Genomic DNA, 18,576 nt, shown 5'->3' with positions numbered 1-18,576 from the left:
GCCGCTATAGACGCGATTGCTTGCTGCGGAACACTTTTCGCATTCGACGGCCGTCGGCGCGGTCCCGATGGAGAAGGTCATGTCGAAAGGCCCGTCGTCCGGGCAGCGATAGCGATAACGTGGCACGGAAACCCTGTTCGTCAAATGCTCCCATTTGGGAATAAGTTCGAACCTACACCCGCGACGCCTGCCGTCAAGGGGAAACCGGAGCATCTCCGGCCGTCGGCCGGGATTGTTCACATGATCGTCACGGCTGCGGCCGTTCACCCGATGACCGCGGGGCGACCGCTTTACAATGGCGCAACACGCACGTCCTAGATTGGTGTGGGGTCGCCGTCCCGAAGGAAAACCATTGGGGTGATTGCCGACTCCGCGGTTCGGAGGAGTTCGGCACCATGCGACGACGACCGCAGCGTGGTCCGGCGGCGGTCCTGCGCCGAGACGGTGCGGTATACCGCGCCGAGTTCGACCAGTGCGTCGACGATGCGTGTCGCCGAGGTGGACGGAATGGCGAGCGCGTCGACGATATCGGACATCGAACAGCCGGGATCGTGATGGATGACGTGCAACGCCCGCCAACGATCGACGGTCAGGTCGGTCCCGGCGAGCGCGCCGTCGATGCTTGCGGCAACGACGGCGGCACGCCGCAGCAGCGCGAGGGCCTCGACGAGATCGTCCATGACATGCCTTCCCGATCGGGAATTCACAGCATGCCAGATCCGGTCGCCAGGACGGAACAACGTCGGCGCTCCCGCTCGGAGTTCCGGGTCGCGCTGGCGCTGCCACGCCGTGGTCCGGCCGGGATATTCGGGCTCGAGTGTCGTGCCGCGGCCGAACTCGCCGCCGCCGAGATCGACGCCGGGGGCGGAGTGGCCGGACGCTCGGTGCAGTTCGTGCACGTGGATGCCGGTGGTGATCCCGCCGGGGTCGCGGGCCGGATCAGGGATCTCGTGGATTCCGGTGCCGTCGATGCCGTCACCGGCTGGCATCTTTCCAACGCCAGGCAGGCGATCGCGCGAGAGGTCGGCGGGCGCGTCCCCTACGTGTACGCCGCGGCCTACGAAGGCGGCGAACGCAGTGACGGAGTGCTGTGCAGCGGGGAGGTTCCCGGTGACCAGATCATCGCTTCGTTGCACTGGTTGCGTACCGAACTGCGGTTGCGGCGCTGGTACATCGTCGGCAACGACTACGTATGGCCGCGAGGATCGGCGCGCGCGACCCGGGCCGGCTTGGACGGTACCGACATTTCGATCCTCGGCGAGCGGTTCCTGCCGCTCGGCGTCGACGATCCTGGCGCCTGGGACCGGGTGCTCGCCGATATCGTCGCCGCCGAGGCCGACGGTGTCATCACCCTGCTCGTCGGCTCGGACGCGGTGCGCTTCAACCGGGCGTTCGCCGCAGCAGGCCTGGATGCCACCGTCACCCGGTTCAGCCCGTTCATCGACGAGACGGTGGTACTGGCCAGCGGCAGCGAGGCGACCGGAAATCTGTTCATCTCGGCGGGCTGGTTCGCCGGCCTGGCTTCGGCCGCCGCCGCCGAGTTCAGCGCCGGATTCAGCCGCGCGTTCGATCTGATCAACGGCACCGGACCGATCGGGGAGTCGGCCGCACCGGCGCCCGGCACGATGGCCGAGACGACCTACTCGGGGGTGCACCTGCTCGCCGGTATCGCGACGACATCGGTGCCCACGGTCGCCGACGCCCGCCGGGCCTTCGACGAGTGGGGCTGGGATTCCCCACACGGCCCGGTGGATCTGCAGCGCGGAGCTGCCCGGCATCCGGTGCACCTGGCCGTGGCGCGCGGTGTCGACCTCGACGTCATCGCCAGGGTGCGCTGAGCGGGCACGTCATACCCGGTTGGCACGATGGACCGATGACCACCCGCACCGACGCGCAGGCCATCCTCGAACAGCTGGCCGGGCCGCAAGCCGTCCTGCGCGACGACCAGTGGACGGCCATCGAGGCGCTGGTCGTCCACCGTCGGCGCGCGCTGGTGGTGCAGCGCACCGGGTGGGGCAAGTCGGCGGTGTACTTCATCGCCGCCAAATTGCTGCGTGCCGCGGGGCGCGGCCCGACGGTCATCGTGTCCCCGTTGCTTGCGTTGATGCGCAACCAGGTCGAGGCGGCGCGCAGGGCGGGGGTGCAGGCGGCCACCATCAACTCCAGCAACGTCACCGAGTGGCAGGACGTGCACGCCAGGGTGCGGGCCGGTGAACTCGACGTGTTGCTGGTCAGTCCGGAGCGGCTGAACAACCCGGACTTCCGTGACGCCGTACTCCCCGCGCTGGCCGCCGACGCCGGTCTGGTGGTCGTCGACGAGGCGCACTGTGTGTCCGACTGGGGGCACGACTTCCGGCCCGACTACCGGCGTATCCGGACCCTCGTCGCCGAGTTGGGCACCGACATCCCGGTGCTGGCCACCACGGCGACGGCCAACGACCGCGTCGTCGAGGATGTCGCCACCCAGCTGGGCGTCGGCGGCTCCGGCGACGGCACGCTCGTCCTGCGTGGTGGGCTGGACCGGGAGTCGCTGCGGTTGTCGGTGGTACAGGCAGGCGGGCCCGCGCAGCGCGCGGCGTGGCTTGCCGCGCATCTGGATTCCCTGCCGGGTTCGGGCATCGTGTACACGCTGACGGTGGCCCAGGCGCACGATATCGCCGCCCTGCTGCGCGAGCACGGTCACAGCGTGGCCGCGTACACCGGTGGTACCGAGGCATCCGAGCGTGAGCAACTGGAAGCTGACCTCCTGGGCAACCGGGTCAAGGCCCTGATCGCCACCTCGGCGTTGGGGATGGGCTTCGACAAGCCCGACCTGGGGTTCGTCGTGCATCTCGGCGCGCCGTCCTCGCCGATCGCCTACTACCAGCAGGTCGGGCGCGCCGGCAGATCGACCGACAGCGCCGAGGTGATCCTGCTCCCGGGACGGGAGGACATCGACGTGTGGCGCTACTTCGCCTCGGTCGCTTTCCCGTCGGAACCCATGGTGCGCAAGGTGATCGGCGCGCTCGAACCCGACCGCGCGTTGTCCACCGCGGCGCTGGAGCCGCTGGTGGACCTCAACAGGTCGCGATTGGAGATGGTGCTCAAGGTCCTCGATGTCGACGGGGCGGTGCGCCGGGTGAAGGGCGGCTGGATCGCCACCGGGCAACCCTGGTCCTACGACGAGCCTCGATATGCGCGCCTCGACGAGGCGCGCAAACGCGAACAACAGGCAATGATCGACTACCAGCGCACCACCGAGTGTCGAATGGTGTTCCTGCGCAAGCAACTCGACGATCCGGAGCTGGGTCCGCAGGCGTGCGGGCGATGCGACAACTGTGCCGGTCCGCGGTACGGGTCAGAGGTCGACGCGCAGTCGGTGGAGGCGACCCGGGCCCGGCTGATGCGCCCGGGTGTCGAGATCGCCCCCCGCAAACAATGGCCCACCGGCATGAGCCGGATCGGGGTGGACCTGTCCGGGCGGATCGGGGACGGGCCGTCGGTGGGCCGGGTGATCGGCAGACTCACCGATCTGGGCTGGGGTGCCCGGCTGCGGACGTTGCTCGACGAGCCGGATGCCGAGGCGCCCGATCAGGTGATCGCCGCGGCCATCGAGGTGCTCAAGGCCTGGGACTGGGTGCAGCGCCCGACTGCGGTGCTCGCCGTCGATTCGGTGCGCCACCCGGTCTTGATCCGCAGCGTCGCGACCCGCCTGGCGGCCGTCGGAAAATTGAAAGATCTCGGTGTCCTGCACTATTCGCCCGAGCATCGTCCGGTGGTCGCCGCCAACTCGGCCTATCGGGTGGCTTCGCTGCGCGGTGCGTGGGAGTCGCCGGCCGGTGTCGCGGGCGAGACCGTGCTCTTGGTCGACGATTTGACCGATACCGGGTGGACGATGACGATGGCCGCGCTGACCGTGCGGGCCGCCGGTGCGGTCGACGTGCTGCCCTTCGCGCTGGCGGCGGTGAGTTAGAAGCCGGGCTTGACGCCTCCGAGGGTCGCGGTGACCGCGTCGGCGGTCGCCATCAGCGCCTCGGCGCGTGCCGCGATATCGGCGTCGGTCAACGCCGCGCCGATCTGCATCGTCGCCACCATCACCTGACGCCGGTGGTGATCGAAGACGGGCGCGGCGATGACGCTGATGTCGTGACGCGTCGCGGCCTCATCGGTGCCCGGTAGGTAGACCCGCTCACCGATATCGGAGACCAATTCTCCGAGCAGGGCCCGAAGTTCGTCGGGCAGCGTGTTCGACATACCCGCCATCAGCGCATACAGCCGCCGGCCGCCTGGAGTGAGCCGTTCCACCAGGTACCCGCAGGCGCGACAGGCAGTGATCACCCGGTCGAACCGCGCGGTGTCGGTGTCTAACGGAATCGTGGGTTCCTTGGCGAGCCAGTCGCGGACCGCGCCATCGTCCCAGAGCACGAACATCAGCCCGACCGGCGGCGCGAACGGGTAACTCTGACCGACACGTACCGCGGCGGGCGTGCCCGGGGGTGCGACGAGTTCGAGCAGGGTGATGCGGTCGTCGATGACACCCGACAGTGCCGCGGTGACGCCGAATGCATCGGAAAGCGATCGCAATTCGGCCTGCGCGGCAGGGCTCACCCGCAGGGCTTGCTGTGCGGTGTGTCCCAGCGTGATCAGTGCCGGGCCGAGCCCGTAGACCTTGTCCCGGGTGCCCTCGCCCGCCTGGCGCACGAGGTAGCCCGATTCGGTCAGGCTGGTCAGGATCCCGAGGCAAGTGGGCTTGCTGAGGTTGACCCGGCGGGCCAGTTCGGAGAGCCCGAAGCGGTCGTGCGGGTGCGCGGCGAGGAAGTTCAGCACCGCGACCACCCGTTCGGTGGGCGGGGACGCGCGTCCGGTCACCTGGTCTGGCACCGCACCTCCCGACGTTGACGTGAACTAGAACGCGTTCTAGTCTCAGGTCGGAAACTCTACCACGACGGTCCAATATTGGAACGAAAGGTGATGCCCGGATGTATTCGCAGCCGTTGGCCGATGCCATCGCCGAGGCCGAACGCCTCGTCACCGAAGCCCCCTTCATCGAATCCGAAGCCGATCTGCTGGAAGGCCTGCAATATCTGGCGGGATGCATCGCGGCGTGCACGCATGTGGCCTTCGACTACGACCGCGACCACCCATTCCTGCACAGCGGCACCGGCCCGTTCACCAAGATGGGGCTGGACAACCCGGACACCATGTACTTCGGCACCCGCGTGCAGCCGGGTCACGAATATGTCGTGACCGGGCGTCGCGGAACCACCACCGACGTCAGCTTCCAGCTCATCGGCGGCGAGTACACCGACGAGGTGGTGCCCGACAGCGAGACCGCGTTCGACGACCGCAAGCTCGATATCGCCGCCGACGGCACCTTCGAATGGCGCTTCACCCCGGACAAACCGGCCCAGTTGGTGATCCGCGAGGTCTACAACGATTGGTCCGCTCAGCGCGGCTGCTTCGCGATCGCGCGAACCGACACCGCGGGCACCGCGCCGGAGCCGTTGTCCTCCGAGCTGATCGAGAAGCGATTCACCGTCGCGGGAAAGCAATTGGTGCAGCGGGTGAAGACCTGGTTGCAATTCCCGAAGTGGTTCTATGACAACCTGCCGGTCAATACGCTGACCGCACCGCGGCTGACCCCGGGCGGGCTGGCCACCCAGTACTCCTCGGTCGGTCATTACGACATCACCGCCGAACAGGCGATCGTCATCACCCTGCCGGTGACCGATGCGCCGTACCTCGGGTTCCAGTTGGGCAGCCTGTGGTACATCTCGCTGGATTACATCAACCACCAGACCTCGCTGAACGGTGCTCAGGCACAGGCGGATCCGGACGGCAAGATCCGCATCGTGGTCTCTGAGGGCAACCCCGGTGTGACGAACTGGTGTGAGACGCTCGGCCACCGCAAGGGGTACCTGCAGTTCCGGTGGCAGCGCGTCTCGCGCGAGCTGACCGAGGCCGACGGCCCGACGATGGAGATCGTCGACCTGGACGCGGTGCCGGCGGCATTGCCCTATTACGAATCGAACAAGATCTCACAGGACGATTGGCGGGCGCGGATCGCGCTGCGCCAGAAGCTGATCGGCGAAAGAATGGTGGGTTGAGCATGGCCACGACCGTGGGTGGGCTGTTGAAGGATCGAGTTGTTGTCATCAGCGGTGTGGGCCCAGCGCTGGGCACCACGCTGGCGCGCCGATGTGCCGAGGAGGGTGCCGATGTGATCCTGGCGGCCCGCACCGTGGAACGACTGGAGGACGTCGCAAACCAGGTGCGCGGGCTCGGCCGCCGGGCGTTGGCCGTCGGCACGGACATCACCGACGATGCGCAGGTGGCCAACCTGGTGTCGACCTCGATGTCCGAGTTCGGCAAGGTCGACGTCCTGATCAACAACGCCTTCCGGGTGCCGTCGATGAAACCGTTCGCCAAGACCAGCTTCGAGCACATCCGCGAGACCGTCGAGCTCACCGTGCTCGGTGCGCTGCGACTCATCCAGGGTTTCACCCCGGCGCTGACGGAGTCCAAAGGGTCGGTGGTGAACGTGAACTCGATGGTCGTACGGCACTCCGATCCCAAGCAGGGTGCCTACAAGCTGGCCAAGTCGGCATTGCTGGCCATGTCGCAGTCGCTGGCCAGCGAGCTCGGTGAGACCGGGATCAGGGTGAATTCGGTTTTGCCCGGGTACATCTGGGGCGGAACGCTGAAGAGCTACTTCGAGCACCAGGCGGGAAAGTACGGCACGACGGTGGACCAGATCTACAAGGCCGCCGCCGCCAACAGTGATCTGAAGAAACTACCGACCGAGGACGAGGTGGCCTCGGCGATTCTGTTCATGGCCAGCGATCTGTCCAGTGGTATCACCGGACAGACGCTGGATGTCAACTGCGGGGAGTACAAGTTCTGATGGTGCACAGCGTTTGGGAGGTAGGCTATGAGTAGGACAAATGTGGGCACCGTCGAAGATCTGCATGCATCGGCGACCAAGGCCTGTGGGCTCGAAGATTTCGGTGATGACGGCGACAACTACAAGGAGGCGCTCGCCGTCCTGCTGGATGCGTATCAGCGTGATGCGGACCTGACCGAATTCGGCAGCAAGATGCAGCGCTTCTTCGTCAGGAATGCACTGGTGGCCCGGCTGGTGTCGGAGGCGGCGTTCAAGCAGTATCCGCAGCACGCCGACGTGCCTATCGAGCGACCGATCTTCGTAACCGGACTGCCGCGTACCGGAACCACCGTCATCCACCGGCTGCTGACCGCCGATCCTCGGCATCAAGGCCTGGAGCTGTGGCTGGCCGAGTTCCCGCAGCCGCGGCCGCCGCGCGAAACCTGGTCGGAGAATCCGATCTTCGCCCAGCTCGATGCGCAGTTCACCAAGGCGAACGAGGAGAACCCGGACTACACCGGCCTGCACTACATGACCGCCGACGAGGTCGAAGAGTGCTGGCAGCTACTGCGTCAATCGCTGCATTCGGTGTCCTATGAGACCCTGGCGCACATTCCGACCTATTCGCGTTGGCTCGCCCAGCAGGACTGGACCAAGTCCTATCAGCGGCATCGCAAGAACCTGCAGTTGATCGGCCTCAACGAGCCCGAAAAGCGCTGGGTGCTCAAGAATCCGAGCCATCTCTTCGCACTCGACGCGCTGTTCGCGACGTATCCCGATGCACTGGTGGTGCAGTGCCACCGGCCGGCCGAGACGATCATGGCCTCGATGTGCTCACTGGCCCAGCACACCACCGAGGGCTGGTCGAACAGCTTCTCCGGCAAGGTCATCGGCGAGGACTCTTTGGAGACCTGGTCCCGTGGACTGGAATTGTTCAATGCCGAACGTGCCAAGCATGATCCGGCCCAGTTCTGCGATGTCGACTATTTCGAGTTCATCAAGGATCCGGTCGCCGCGGTGGAGGGGATCTACCGCACGTTCGGGATCGAGTTCACCGAAGCGGCGCGCCACGCCATCATCGACAGCCACGAGGAGAGCAAAAAGGGTCCACGGGCACCCAAGCACACCTACTCGCTCAGCGATTACGGGCTGACCGACGAGCAGGTCAAGGAACGCTTCAAGGGACTGTGATACCTAGCCGTCGCCGGGGGAGGGTGCGCTGGAGAATTCTTCCAGGCACCCCTCGGCGATGGCGTGTTTGATGCTGTCGGTGAGCCGATGGCACGAGCGCGCCCGTGCCGGATCGCCGCCGGACGCGCGGATCTCGTCGAAGACCGCGCAGCGTGTGGTCGCCGCCGTATTCCACTGCACCGAGGTGTGTTCGGTGCCCAACTTCTTGACCTGCACGGTGGCGTGACAGTACCGGCAGTCCACCGAGGCCAGCCCGGAGGTCAGATAGCGCTGCTTGTCGCGCTCGGTCGCTTCGTGCACGGCCGCCGCCCGAAGCGGGTCGGAGCTGAAATCCGGTGCCTTGGACCAGTTTCCCGTACTCGGCCGGGGGGCCGGGTGGTCGTGATCATCATCGTCGTCGTGTCCGCCGTGCAGGAGCAGCATGGAGCGGGCCAGATCGTCAACGTCGGCGGGGCCGACAAGACGACCAACGTCTGGTGTTCCGGCCCGCTCGTCATGCGTGGTCATCAGCTCGGCTGCGCAGGCTCTTTTTGTGGCTCAGCCTGTTCGGCGGCGTCACGCTCGGCGGCGTCCTGCTGTAGCTTGAGGTTCTCCTCGACCTCAACATGCCACTTCTCGTTGGCGATGGTGGTGTCGACCTCCATCTCGAAGCGGTCGGTCATATCGGGTGTCACGTCGGCGACGTCGACGTAGAACTGCTGATACCAGCGGCGCATCTGATAGACGGCGCCGTCCTCCTCGACCAGCAGTGGGTTGTCGATCCGGGTCTTGTGCTTCCAGATCTCGACGTCCTGCAGGAACCCCTTGGAGACACCCTCGGTGAAGACGCGGGCCAGCTTGTCGGTCGTCTTTTCGTCCAACCCCTTGGGCTTTTCGACGATGACGCCCCACTGCAGCACGAAGGAGTTCTGGCTCACCGGGTAGTGGCAGTTGATCAGGATCGACTCGGCCTTGAACCCGCCGTAGTTGTTGTGCAGCCAGTTGATCATGAACGATGGACCGAAGTAGGACGCCTCGGAATCCAGGTGCGCCTCACCGTAGGTGGTGCCCAGGTCGTTGACGTCGGGACGGCCGACGTTGTGTAGGTACTGGCTGGCGATGTGGCCCTCGAAGACGTTCTTGAAGTACGTCGGCAACCCGTAGTGGATGTAGAAGAAGTGCGCCATGTCGGTGACGTTGTCGATGATCTCGCGGCAGTTGGAGCCCTCGATGAGCATCGTGTTCCACCGCCAGTCGGTCCAGTCGTCGCTGGCGAACTCCGGGATCTCCGGGATCCGGACCTCGGGTTGCGGTGGGTTGCCCTCGTGGTCATGCCAGACGAAGAGCAGTCCGCCGCGCACGTCGGTGTGCCAGGCGCGGGTGCGGGCCAGCCGCGGCGTGCGCTTGGCGTAGGGGACGAGCTTGCACTTGCCGTCGCCGCCCCAGCGCCAGTCGTGGAACGGGCAGGCCACCGTGTCACCCTTGATGGAGCCCTGAGCGAGGTTGCCGCCCATGTGCCGGCAGTAACCGTCCAGAACCTTGAGCTCACCCTCGGAGTCGGCGAAGACGACCAGCATGGTGCCGAAGATCTCCACCCCGTGCGGCTTGCCGTCGAGGTAGTCCTTCACCGGTCCCAGGCAATGCCAACCGCGCGCATAGCGGTCGGGCAGGTCGCCGGTGTCGATCTCGCGAATGCCGGCTGTCTCGGTAGTCACGGTGGGCCTCCCGTATCTGGTCTCTCTAACTAGAACACGTTACAGTTTTTACCGGCCACTGCGCAATGCACACCGCGTCAACAGCTGTTTTACCGGGGTGAACGGCCGGAATACGGCTTGGCGGGAGATGGTGGGAGATAGTTGGAGCTATCGACTCGCGCCCGGTGGTAGCGGGCGTCGGCTCAATTCTCGTCTTGCAGACCGGAGCGCAGCGCGATCTGCTGCATCTTGCCGACGGTGGTCACGTAGGCGTCGGTGGTGGCGTCGCCGCCCGCGCTCTGGAATTCCAGGCGCACGAGCGCGCGACCCTGGGTGAACATCAGCACCGTGATGTCCTTGGCCTCGTCCGGATCGGCGCCTCGCACCATCACGCTGTCCGGGCCCACACCGCCGGGCACCGGGGTTCCCGTCACCCTTTTACCCAGCGTGCCCCGCGCCTCCTTGAGCGCGGCCGCCGCGGTACCCGGATTGTCGTAGACCAGGATCGTCGAGCTGATGGCGCGGGTGTCCTCGGCGTTGACGAAGAAGGCGCTCGCCCCAGGCAGCCCGCCGGGTGAACCTTCGATATGCCGCTCGGTGAAGGTGTCCTCGGCGTCACTGAGATCTGCGGCGGTCACCAGCAGGCGGGTGTAGTCGGTGGCCTGCGCGGGCGCACTGGTGGTGGTTGTGGCACTGGTGGTGAATGCAGGCAGGGTCGGCGCAGCGCTGCTCGGGGCACCCGGCTGGCTGGGGGCGCAGGCGGAGAGGCCGACGGCGAGCAGTACGGCAGCGACTACATGTGATCGGGACAACATCAATTCGAGAACCTAGCGGACGAAATCGCTGTCCAGCCTACGCGATCGGAGCCCGCGCACCCGGCCGTCATACCCGCTGTGCGCTGGCGGCCGCCTTGTCCAGTTCCCAGTACGCGCGCAGCGCGGCAATCTTTCCCTCGGCATTCACGCGGTAGGTGAACACGCCTTCGGCCACCACGCGGTAGCCGCCGGCGACGATCACGATATGCCCGACGTTCGCCTCTTCGTCACCACAGACGTAGGTCTTCTCGAAGTGGAACTCGAGTTGACTCGGGGCGATCGCCTTGTCGAAGAATGCGGCGATGGCCTCCTTGCCGCGGTGGCCACTGCCGTCCGGGTCGAAATGCGACGGACCGATCGGGTCCTCGACGATCGCGTCGTCGGCGAACACCGCCAGCCAGGCATCCTTGTCGCGGGCGACGGCCGCCTCTCGCGACCGCCGGCCCGCCTCGGAGACAGGGGCCGTCACCGGTTCGGCTTGTCGGCCCCGACGACCCACATCGAGTAATACTGTGCGCCACCGCCGTAGGCGTGACCCAGTGCTTTGCGGGCACCCGGCACCTGATGATCGCCGCCCTTGCCCATCACCTGGATGGCCGACTCGGCGAAGCGGATCATGCCGGAGGCGCCGATCGGATTCGACGACAGCACACCGCCGGAGGCGTTGAACGGGATACGGCCGCCGATCGCGGTCTCGCCGGCCTCGGTGAGCTTCCAGCCTTCGCCTTCTGGGGCGAAGCCCAGGCTCTCCAACCACATCGGCTCGTACCAGGAGAAGGGGACGTACACCTCGGCGGCGTCGATCTCATCGATGGGTGAGGTGATACCGGCATCACGCCACAGCGCGGCTGCGGCATCCCGGCTGGCCTGCGGATTGACCTGATCGCGACCGGCGTAGGCCAGCGGCTCGGTGCGCAGCGCGGTGGCATGGACCCACGCCACCGGATTGCCGTTGGCAAGGTGTGCCTCGGCCGCCTCCTCGTTGCCGATCACCAGTGCGGCCGCACCGTCGGAGGAGGGGCAGGTCTCGTCGTAGCGGATCGGGTCCCAGAGCATCGGGGATTGCATCACCTTCTCGACGGTGATATCGGGCTGATGCAGGTGTGCCAACGGATTCTTGGCGCCGTTGAGACGGTCCTTGACGGCAACGATCGCTCCTATGTGGTTGGGTGCCCCGGAGCGGCGGATGTAGGCGCGGATGTGCGGAGCGAAGTAGCCACCGGCGCCCGCGCCGACCGGCTTGGTGAACGGCACCGGAATACTCAACGCCCACATGGCATTCGATTCCGACTGCTTCTCCCAGGCCATTGTCAGCACGCGCTTGTACTTGCCCGACTGCACCAGGCTGGCCGCCACGATGGCGGTCGACCCGCCCACCGACCCGGCGGTGTGCACCCGGATCAGAGGCTTGTTGGTCGCGCCGGTCGCGTCGGCCATGAACAGCTCGGGCATCATGACGCCCTCGAAGAAGTCGGGCGCCTTGCCGACCACCACGGCGTCGATATCGTCGAACGTGCATCCGGAGTCCGCCAGCGCGCGGTCGATGGCCTCGCGCACCAGGCCGTTCATCGACACATCGTGGCGCTTGGCGACGTACTTCGTCTGCCCGGTGCCCAGCACCGCGGCCAGCTGACCTGCCACTGTTATTTCCCTTCCAGGACGGCGACGAGATTCTGTTGCAGCGCAAGGCCGCTGGTGGCGTGCGCGAGGACGCGCTGCGCGGAACCGTCGAAGATGTGTTGGGCGGCAAAGCCGATGCGCTCCAGGCCCGCCGAGAACATCGGGTTGGCGGCCAGGGTGCCACCGGACGGGTTGACGTTGGTTTTCGATCCGAGTCCGATGGCCTCGGTGAGGATCAGCTGCTGATGGGTGAACGGGGCGTAGATCTCGGCGATGTCGATCGAGCCCGTGTCGCCGCCGGTGGCCGCCTTCGCCGAGGCCGCCGTGGAGGGCGATGTGGTCAGATCGCGGGCACCCAGGATCGGGGTCTCGATGCGGTGCTCGATACCGGTGATCCAGGCCGGGTTCTCGCGCAGTTCGCGGGCCCGGTCGCCGGCGGCCAGCACGATCGCCGACGCACCGTCGGTGATCGGGGCGATGTCGTGACGACGCAGCGGATCGGCGAAGTACGGCTGTGCCAGCAGGTCGGCCACGCTGCCGGTGACCTCGTGCCGGTCGGTGCGGCCACCCGCGGCGTAGGAATCCAGCGCCACCTGAGCCATCTGCTCCTCGGACCACTTACCGGCATCCAGTCCGGCGCGGGCCTGCAGGCCCGCCATCGACACCGAGTCCGGCCACAGCGGGGCCACGGTGTACGGATCGGTCTGCAGCGCAAGCACCCGGCGCAGGGTGCCCGCCGAGGACTTGCCGAAGCCGTACACCAGCGCGGTCTCGACCTGCCCGGTGAGCAGCTTGATATAGGCCTCGTACAGCGCCCATGCCGCATCCATCTCGACATGCGATTCGTTGATGGGAGGGATCGCACCGATCGAGTCGATCGCCGAGATGAACGAGAAGGCCCGGCCGGCAAGGTAATCCGAGGATCCCGAGCACCAGAAGCCGATATCGGTCTGCTTGAGGCCGAGCTCGGAATAGAGCTTGTGGAAGCACGGCATAAGCATCTCGACGCCGTTGGTGGTGCCGTCTGTGCGGCGGACGTGGGGCGCGTGTGCGAAGCCCACCACTGCGATATCTGTCATGTCAGGCGGGCCCTTTACAGATGGTGCTTGTAGGAGTCGTATTCGGCGTCGGGTTCACCGGTGGGTTTGAAGTAGTCGATGTTGTCGATACCCAGGCCCCACTCCTCGCGCGGCTTCCACACGGCCTGCACGCGCATCCCCATCCGCACGTCGGCGGGATCGATCTCGGTGACCAGATGCAGGAACGGGATATCGGCACCGTCGAGCAGCACGTAGGCCGCGACATAGGGCGGTTTGATCCGCTGGCCCGGGAACGGGATGTTGATCACCGCGAAGGTGGTGACGGTGCCCTTGTCGACGAGCTCGATGAACTCGTCGAGCTCCAGACCGGTGGCCGGGTCGGCCTCCTTGGGCGGGAAGTACACCTTGCCCGGTTGGCCGTCGCGACCGTTCTTGGTGCGGCCACCGAGCAGCTTGCCCTCCTGCAGCGCCTTGAGAAACGTGGTCTCCGGCAGTGATGCGGTGTGCTGGATCTCGATGAAGCTCGGCGTCACCTGCACGGTGACGGGCTCCCGGTCATCGGGTTGCCCCTCCGGCTCGGAGTCCTCACCGGGGACGAAGTAGGCGATATCGGTGATCGCGCCGACGGGCTCGTCGATCCAGTGCGCGTGCACCCGGTCACCGGACTTGATCGCGCCCTCGGCGGTCTTGACGGCGTGCAGCAGGGGAGTGTCGGCACCGTCGAGCAGGATCAGCGCCCAGGCGAACGGCTTGTCCAGGGGCTGGCCCTCCAGTGGAGTGGACTGCCATGTCCAGGACTGCACCGTGCCCACCGCACTGACCGGTACGACCTCGGTCAGTGCCTCGTAGGTGACAGGGTCATACTCGGCGGGTGGGACAAGAACCCTGCCGTCGGATCCGCGCACGCCGACGATGCGTCGCTGGCGTAGCGCAGTGAAGAACTGAGACAGGAGCGGTCCTACTGAACGGGTGTAGTCGAATGAGAGCCTCAGCGGCGCCGATAGGGGCCGCTCATGCTTGTCGATCTGCACCGGGCTGCTTTGGCCTGTGGTCACAGCATCGAGTAGAACAGGTTCTAAGAATGGTTTCAACCACGGGTCTGGAGGCGCTTCGATGAAGCTGGGTTTGCAACTGGGTTATTGGGGCGCGCAGCCGCCGACCAACCACGCCGAATTGGTCGCCGCGGCGGAGGAGGCCGACTTCGACACCGTGTTCACCGCCGAGGCGTGGGGGTCGGACGCCTACACCCCGCTGGCCTGGTGGGGCCGGGAGACCACCCGGATGCGGTTGGGCACCTCGGTGCTGCAGTTGTCGGCCCGTACGCCCACCGCGCTGGCGATGGCCGCGCTCACCCTGGACCATCTCTCCGGCGGCAGGCATATCGTCGGCCTCGGTGTGTCCGGCCCGCAGGTGGTGGAGGGCTGGTACGGCGCGAAGTTCCCGAAGCCCTTGGCCCGCACTCGGGAGTACATCGACATCCTGCGTCAGGTGTGGGCGCGCGAGGCGCCCGTGCACAGCGACGGCCCGCACTACCCGCTGCCGCTCACCGGTGAGGGCACCACCGGACTCGGCAAGAACCTCAAGCCCATCACCCATCCGCTGCGCAAGGACATCCCGGTGATGCTGGGCGCCGAAGGACCGAAGAACGTGGCCCTGGCCGCGGAAATCTGCGACGGCTGGCTGCCGATCTTCTACTCGCCGCGCATCGCGGGCATGTACAACGAGTGGCTCGACGAGGGTTTCGCGCGTCCGGGCGCGCGCCGGACCCGCGAGACGTTCGAAATCTGCGCGACGGCGCAGGTCGTCGTGACCGATGACCGACCCGCGATCATGGAGCTGATGAAGCCACACCTGGCGCTCTATATGGGCGGGATGGGCGCCGAGGACACCAACTTCCACGCCGATGTCTACCGGCGGATGGGCTACGCCGAGGTGGTCGACGACGTCACCAAGTTGTTCCGCAGCGATCGCAAAGACGAAGCGGCCAAGATCATCCCCGACGAACTGGTCGACGACTCGGCGATCGTCGGCAACCTCGATTACGTCAAGGAGCAGATCAAGGCCTGGGAGGCCTCGGGCGTCACGATGATGGTTGTCGGCGCCCGGTCAGTCGAGCAGATCAAGGATCTCGCCGCCCTCGTTTAGCTCCGTTCTCCCGCCGAGCAGACGCGCGTACCCCCGAAATGCCTGAGTTTCGGGGGTACACGCGTCTGCTCGCAAGCGGGAGGTGCCCCCAGCTCGCCGAAAAGATGCGCCGCGAGTAGACACTTCCTTGCCAGGTGTCTACTGCGCGTCCTAGATTGGGCGCGTGACCCACGCCACATCGCAGTACACGATCGCGGGCCAGACCGTGACCATGCCGGTGCAGATTCGCACGGCCGAGCAGCACATGGCGATGTTCTCGGTGGATGCCGATGCCGCGCAAGCCATGATCGACTACAGCGGGCTGACCGTGTGCCACTACCGCCCCGGCAAGGCGGTGGTGGTGCTGATGCTGATGCGCTATGTCGACGGCGACCTCGGCCCGTACCTGGAGTACGGCACCAACGTCATGGTGAACCCGCCCGGATCGACCGCGTCAGGCCTCAAGGCCCTCGGTGAAGCCGGCGCCTTCATCCACCACTTACCTGTGGACGGTGAGTTCACGATGGCGGCCGGCCGCCAGATCTGGGGCTACCCGAAAGTGCTGGCCGACTTCGTCATTCGGGACGGATACCGCTATTCCTTCGACGCGACCATCGACGGGCAGTTCGCGGTCGGCATGGACTTCGCGCCGGGCCTGCCGGTTCCCGCGGCGTTCACCGGCAAACCGCAGGTGCACCCGACGTATTCGTATCTGGACGGCGTGACCCGCAGAACGTCGGGACAGATGATCATGTCCGGCGTGCGCTACCGCCCCGGCGGCGTGACGGTCCGCCTCGGAACGCACCCGTACGGCCGGGAACTGGCGGCGCTCGGTTTTCCCAAGCGTGCCATGTTCTCCGGCTCCGCCCGCAATGTGGAAATGACCTTCGCCGACGCCGAGGAGATCGCATGACAGGGGTTCTGACCGGTTCGGTCACCGAAGCACGTCCCGACGTGGACCTCGCCGACGGCCGGTTCTATGCCGACGGGCAAGCCCGCGACGCTTACCGCTGGATGCGGGCGCACGAGCCGGTGTTCCGGGACCGCAACGGTCAAGCCGCAGCAGCCAGCCATGCCGCGGTGCTCGATGCCGAACGCAACCCGGAGCTGTTCTCCAACGCCGGCGGCATCCGTCCCGACCAGCCCGGTATGCCGTACATGATCGATATGGACGACCCGGCACATCTGTTGCGCCGCAAGCTCGTCAACGCGGGGTTCACCCGTAAACGGGTGATGGACAAGCTGCCCTCGATCGGCGTGCTGTGCGACACCCTCATCGACGCGGTGTGTGAAAAGGGCGAATGCGATTTCGTCCGTGATATCGCCGCCCCGCTGCCGATGGCGGTGATCGGCGACATGCTCGGTGTGCTTCCCCAGGAGCGTGAGCTCCTGCTGAAGTGGTCCGATGATCTGGTCTGCGGCTTGAGTTCGCATGTCGACGAGCAGACCGTCCAGTTGTTGATGGATACCTTCGCCGCGTACACCGCCTTCACCATGGATGTGATCGCCAAGCGGCGGGCCGATCCGACCGATGACCTGTTCTCCGTGCTGGTCCACTCCGAGGTCGAGGGACACCGGATGGAAGATGCCGAGATCGTCATGGAGACGCTGCTGATCCTCATCGGCGGTGACGAGACCACCAGGCACACCCTCTCCGGTGGAACCGAACAGCTGTTGCGCCACCAGGACCAGTGGGCTGCCCTGAGGGCGGATCCCACCAAGCTGCCCGGCGCCATCGAGGAGATGCTGCGCTGGACCTCGCCGGTGAAGAACATGTGCCGCACGCTGACCGCGGACACCGAGTTCTACGGCACGCAGCTGCGCAAGGACGAGAAGATCATGCTGATGTTCGAGTCTGCGAACTTCGACGAGGAGGTGTTCGGCGATCCGCAGAACTTCCGGATCGACCGCAGCCCGAACAATCACGTCGCGTTCGGATTCGGCACGCACTTCTGCATGGGTAACCAGTTGGCGCGGCTCGAGCTGAAGATCATGATCGAGAAGGTGTTGCAACGGCTTCCCGACCTGCGCTTGGCCGACGAGAACATGCTCCCGCTGCGACCTGCCAATTTCGTCAGCGGCCTGGAGTCGATGCCGGTGGTGTTCACCCCGACGAAAAAGGTTGAGGTCTAACCGCGCTCGTTGGCGTCTGGCGTTTCCGGGAGCTGTGTGACCGACCGGCGTGTCGAACTTGCTCGTACCTGCAGTGTGCTGGGTACCTGGATCGGACCTTGCGCGTCGCGACCGTCGATACGATCGATGAGCAGGTCCACCGCCGCCGCTGCTTGCCGGTCGGGGTGCAGGTCGAGTGCCGTTACGGCCGGCTCGCTTTCGCGGGCCTCCCGGCCGTCGATACCACCCACCACGAGGACGTCCTGTGGGATTCGCAGCCCCCGTTCGCGACAGGCCGTCAGGACCCCGTTCGTGTATCCCTCGGCCGGTGCGTAAATCGCATCTGGCGGCTCGGGCCCGTCCAACAGGTGGCAGGCGGCCTGGTAGGCGGCGCGCTTGTCGAATTGCACCGGCACCCGGACACGCAGATCCGGGAAACCCGTCTCGGCGCACCACGCCGAGTACGCGTCGTCGATGTCTATGGACCACGCACGGGTCCAGGCCGTTGTGAGCAGGGCGATGCGCCGCGCTCCCTGTGCCCGTAGGTGTGCGAGCACCAGCCGGGTGTTCGCCGTGTTGTCGCCGGCCACGTAGTGGACTCGATCGGGCCGACCCGCGTCGCGCTCGATCGACACCACCGGAATTCCGATGCTCTCCAGTAATTCGATCTGGGGGTCGGACGCGATCGGATCACACAGCAGCACACCATCAGGGTTGATCGACTCCCAGTCCTCGGCGGTGGTCAGTTCGGGAGGCAGTATCAAAGCCCGTTGGTGTTCGAAGGCCACCGACGCCGCAGTCGCGGCGATGGCCATGTAGTAATCGAGTGCCACGATCTGACGGGCAACCTCTCGGCCGTCCTCGCGCGGCAGGATCAGAACCAGCGCGCCGTTCCGGCCTTGCCGCAGCGCCCGAGCGGTCGGGCTCGGACGGTAGCCGAGCCTGCGGGCCGCTGCTCGGACGCGCTCGATGGTGGCCGGACTGACCTCGCCCTTGCCGTTGAGCGCATGGGAAACCGTGGTGGCCGAAACCCCGGCGGCCTCGGCCACATCGCGGATGGTCACTCGAGCGCGGGTCACACGGATCATCCTACGTATATCCAGACTTGATACACATACCCAAATCGTTTGGGGTATTGA

The 18,576-nt window shown here is 66.2% G+C and carries 18 protein-coding genes; 8 read left to right on the top strand and 10 right to left on the bottom strand.

The genetic code is table 11. The features are described 5' to 3' along the window. Positions 1 to 314 precede the first annotated feature (314 nt). Positions 315 to 680 carry a MarR family winged helix-turn-helix transcriptional regulator gene (locus PGN27_RS11275; RefSeq protein ID WP_141866398.1) on the bottom strand — a complete coding sequence of 122 codons (366 nt, stop codon included), beginning with the start codon at positions 678 to 680 and terminating at the stop codon, positions 315 to 317. Between the two features lie 30 nt (positions 681 to 710). On the opposite strand from PGN27_RS11275, the gene PGN27_RS11270 reads away from it, so the two are divergent. Continuing rightward, complete coding sequence (locus tag PGN27_RS11270; RefSeq protein ID WP_335326195.1) at positions 711 to 1,838, top strand: substrate-binding domain-containing protein; 1,128 nt, start codon at positions 711 to 713, stop codon at positions 1,836 to 1,838. 35 nt (positions 1,839 to 1,873) lie between these two features. Next, complete coding sequence (locus PGN27_RS11265; RefSeq protein ID WP_335326194.1) at positions 1,874 to 3,952, top strand: RecQ family ATP-dependent DNA helicase; 2,079 nt, start codon at positions 1,874 to 1,876, stop codon at positions 3,950 to 3,952. Here the strand turns inward: PGN27_RS11265 and PGN27_RS11260 are convergent. Then, complete coding sequence (locus tag PGN27_RS11260; protein WP_335326193.1) at positions 3,949 to 4,860, bottom strand: IclR family transcriptional regulator; 912 nt, start codon at positions 4,858 to 4,860, stop codon at positions 3,949 to 3,951. The two genes, PGN27_RS11265 and PGN27_RS11260, sit on opposite strands and share 4 nt — an antisense overlap. A 98-nt stretch (positions 4,861 to 4,958) precedes the next feature. Here PGN27_RS11260 and PGN27_RS11255 point away from each other — a divergent pair, with 98 nt between their 5' ends. Genes PGN27_RS11255 through PGN27_RS11245 form a run of 3 tightly spaced genes read left to right on the top strand, consistent with a single transcriptional unit; the run spans position 4,959 to position 8,053 of the window. Next, complete coding sequence (locus tag PGN27_RS11255; RefSeq protein WP_335326192.1) at positions 4,959 to 6,086, top strand: hypothetical protein; 1,128 nt, start codon at positions 4,959 to 4,961, stop codon at positions 6,084 to 6,086. A 2-nt stretch (positions 6,087 to 6,088) separates the two neighbouring features. Continuing rightward, positions 6,089 to 6,883, top strand: coding sequence for an SDR family oxidoreductase (locus PGN27_RS11250; protein ID WP_335326191.1), 795 nt, complete (start codon positions 6,089 to 6,091; stop codon positions 6,881 to 6,883). Between the two features lie 27 nt (positions 6,884 to 6,910). Then, positions 6,911 to 8,053, top strand: a complete 1,143-nt coding sequence (locus PGN27_RS11245; RefSeq protein WP_335326190.1) for a sulfotransferase family protein — start codon at positions 6,911 to 6,913, stop codon at positions 8,051 to 8,053. Between the two features lie 3 nt (positions 8,054 to 8,056). Here the strand turns inward: PGN27_RS11245 and PGN27_RS11240 are convergent, their stop codons facing one another. From PGN27_RS11240 to PGN27_RS11210, 7 genes are all read right to left on the bottom strand, one after another. Beyond that, positions 8,057 to 8,560 carry a hypothetical protein gene (locus tag PGN27_RS11240; protein ID WP_335326189.1) on the bottom strand — a complete coding sequence of 168 codons (504 nt, stop codon included), beginning with the start codon at positions 8,558 to 8,560 and terminating at the stop codon, positions 8,057 to 8,059. After that, positions 8,560 to 9,747 (bottom strand): 3-ketosteroid-9-alpha-monooxygenase, oxygenase component, encoded by a 1,188-nt coding sequence (locus PGN27_RS11235; protein WP_036460240.1) that lies wholly within the window; start codon positions 9,745 to 9,747, stop codon positions 8,560 to 8,562. The genes PGN27_RS11240 and PGN27_RS11235 overlap by 1 nt, the downstream gene beginning before the upstream one ends. Before the next feature lie 182 nt (positions 9,748 to 9,929). Further along, a complete protein-coding gene (locus tag PGN27_RS11230; protein ID WP_335326188.1) occupies positions 9,930 to 10,541 on the bottom strand; it encodes a hypothetical protein in 612 nt (203 codons plus the stop codon). 67 nt (positions 10,542 to 10,608) lie between these two features. After that, entirely contained in the window at positions 10,609 to 11,010 is a 402-nt protein-coding gene (locus PGN27_RS11225; protein ID WP_335326187.1) for a nuclear transport factor 2 family protein, read from the bottom strand. After that, positions 11,007 to 12,182, bottom strand: coding sequence for a thiolase family protein (locus PGN27_RS11220; RefSeq protein ID WP_335326186.1), 1,176 nt, complete (start codon positions 12,180 to 12,182; stop codon positions 11,007 to 11,009). The genes PGN27_RS11225 and PGN27_RS11220 overlap by 4 nt, the downstream gene beginning before the upstream one ends. Before the next feature lie 2 nt (positions 12,183 to 12,184). Beyond that, positions 12,185 to 13,240 carry a thiolase family protein gene (locus PGN27_RS11215; protein ID WP_335326185.1) on the bottom strand — a complete coding sequence of 352 codons (1,056 nt, stop codon included), beginning with the start codon at positions 13,238 to 13,240 and terminating at the stop codon, positions 12,185 to 12,187. 14 nt (positions 13,241 to 13,254) lie between these two features. Then, positions 13,255 to 14,256 carry a Zn-ribbon domain-containing OB-fold protein gene (locus PGN27_RS11210; protein WP_335326184.1) on the bottom strand — a complete coding sequence of 334 codons (1,002 nt, stop codon included), beginning with the start codon at positions 14,254 to 14,256 and terminating at the stop codon, positions 13,255 to 13,257. Positions 14,257 to 14,314: 58 nt separating this feature from the next. Here PGN27_RS11210 and PGN27_RS11205 point away from each other — a divergent pair, with 58 nt between their 5' ends. From PGN27_RS11205 to PGN27_RS11195, 3 genes are all read left to right on the top strand, one after another. Next, on the top strand, positions 14,315 to 15,346 hold the full coding sequence (locus PGN27_RS11205) for an LLM class F420-dependent oxidoreductase (RefSeq protein ID WP_335326183.1): 1,032 nt from the start codon (positions 14,315 to 14,317) through the stop codon (positions 15,344 to 15,346). A gap of 211 nt (positions 15,347 to 15,557) precedes the next feature. Next, positions 15,558 to 16,238: an acetoacetate decarboxylase family protein gene (locus PGN27_RS11200; RefSeq protein ID WP_335328706.1), complete on the top strand. Its 681-nt coding sequence runs from the start codon at positions 15,558 to 15,560 to the stop codon at positions 16,236 to 16,238. Further along, positions 16,235 to 17,458 (top strand): cytochrome P450, encoded by a 1,224-nt coding sequence (locus tag PGN27_RS11195; RefSeq protein ID WP_335326182.1) that lies wholly within the window; start codon positions 16,235 to 16,237, stop codon positions 17,456 to 17,458. Before PGN27_RS11200 ends, PGN27_RS11195 begins: the two co-directional genes overlap by 4 nt. Here PGN27_RS11195 and PGN27_RS11190 read toward each other — a convergent pair. Then, positions 17,455 to 18,516 carry a LacI family DNA-binding transcriptional regulator gene (locus tag PGN27_RS11190; protein WP_335326181.1) on the bottom strand — a complete coding sequence of 354 codons (1,062 nt, stop codon included), beginning with the start codon at positions 18,514 to 18,516 and terminating at the stop codon, positions 17,455 to 17,457. The genes PGN27_RS11195 and PGN27_RS11190 overlap by 4 nt on opposite strands. Positions 18,517 to 18,576: the final 60 nt, after the last annotated feature.

Source organism: Mycolicibacterium neoaurum, from assembly GCF_036946495.1.
Taxonomy (GTDB): domain Bacteria; phylum Actinomycetota; class Actinomycetes; order Mycobacteriales; family Mycobacteriaceae; genus Mycobacterium; species Mycobacterium neoaurum_B.
Note: the sequence above shows the minus strand (reverse complement) of the source record. Positions and strands in the feature narration are given on the sequence as shown.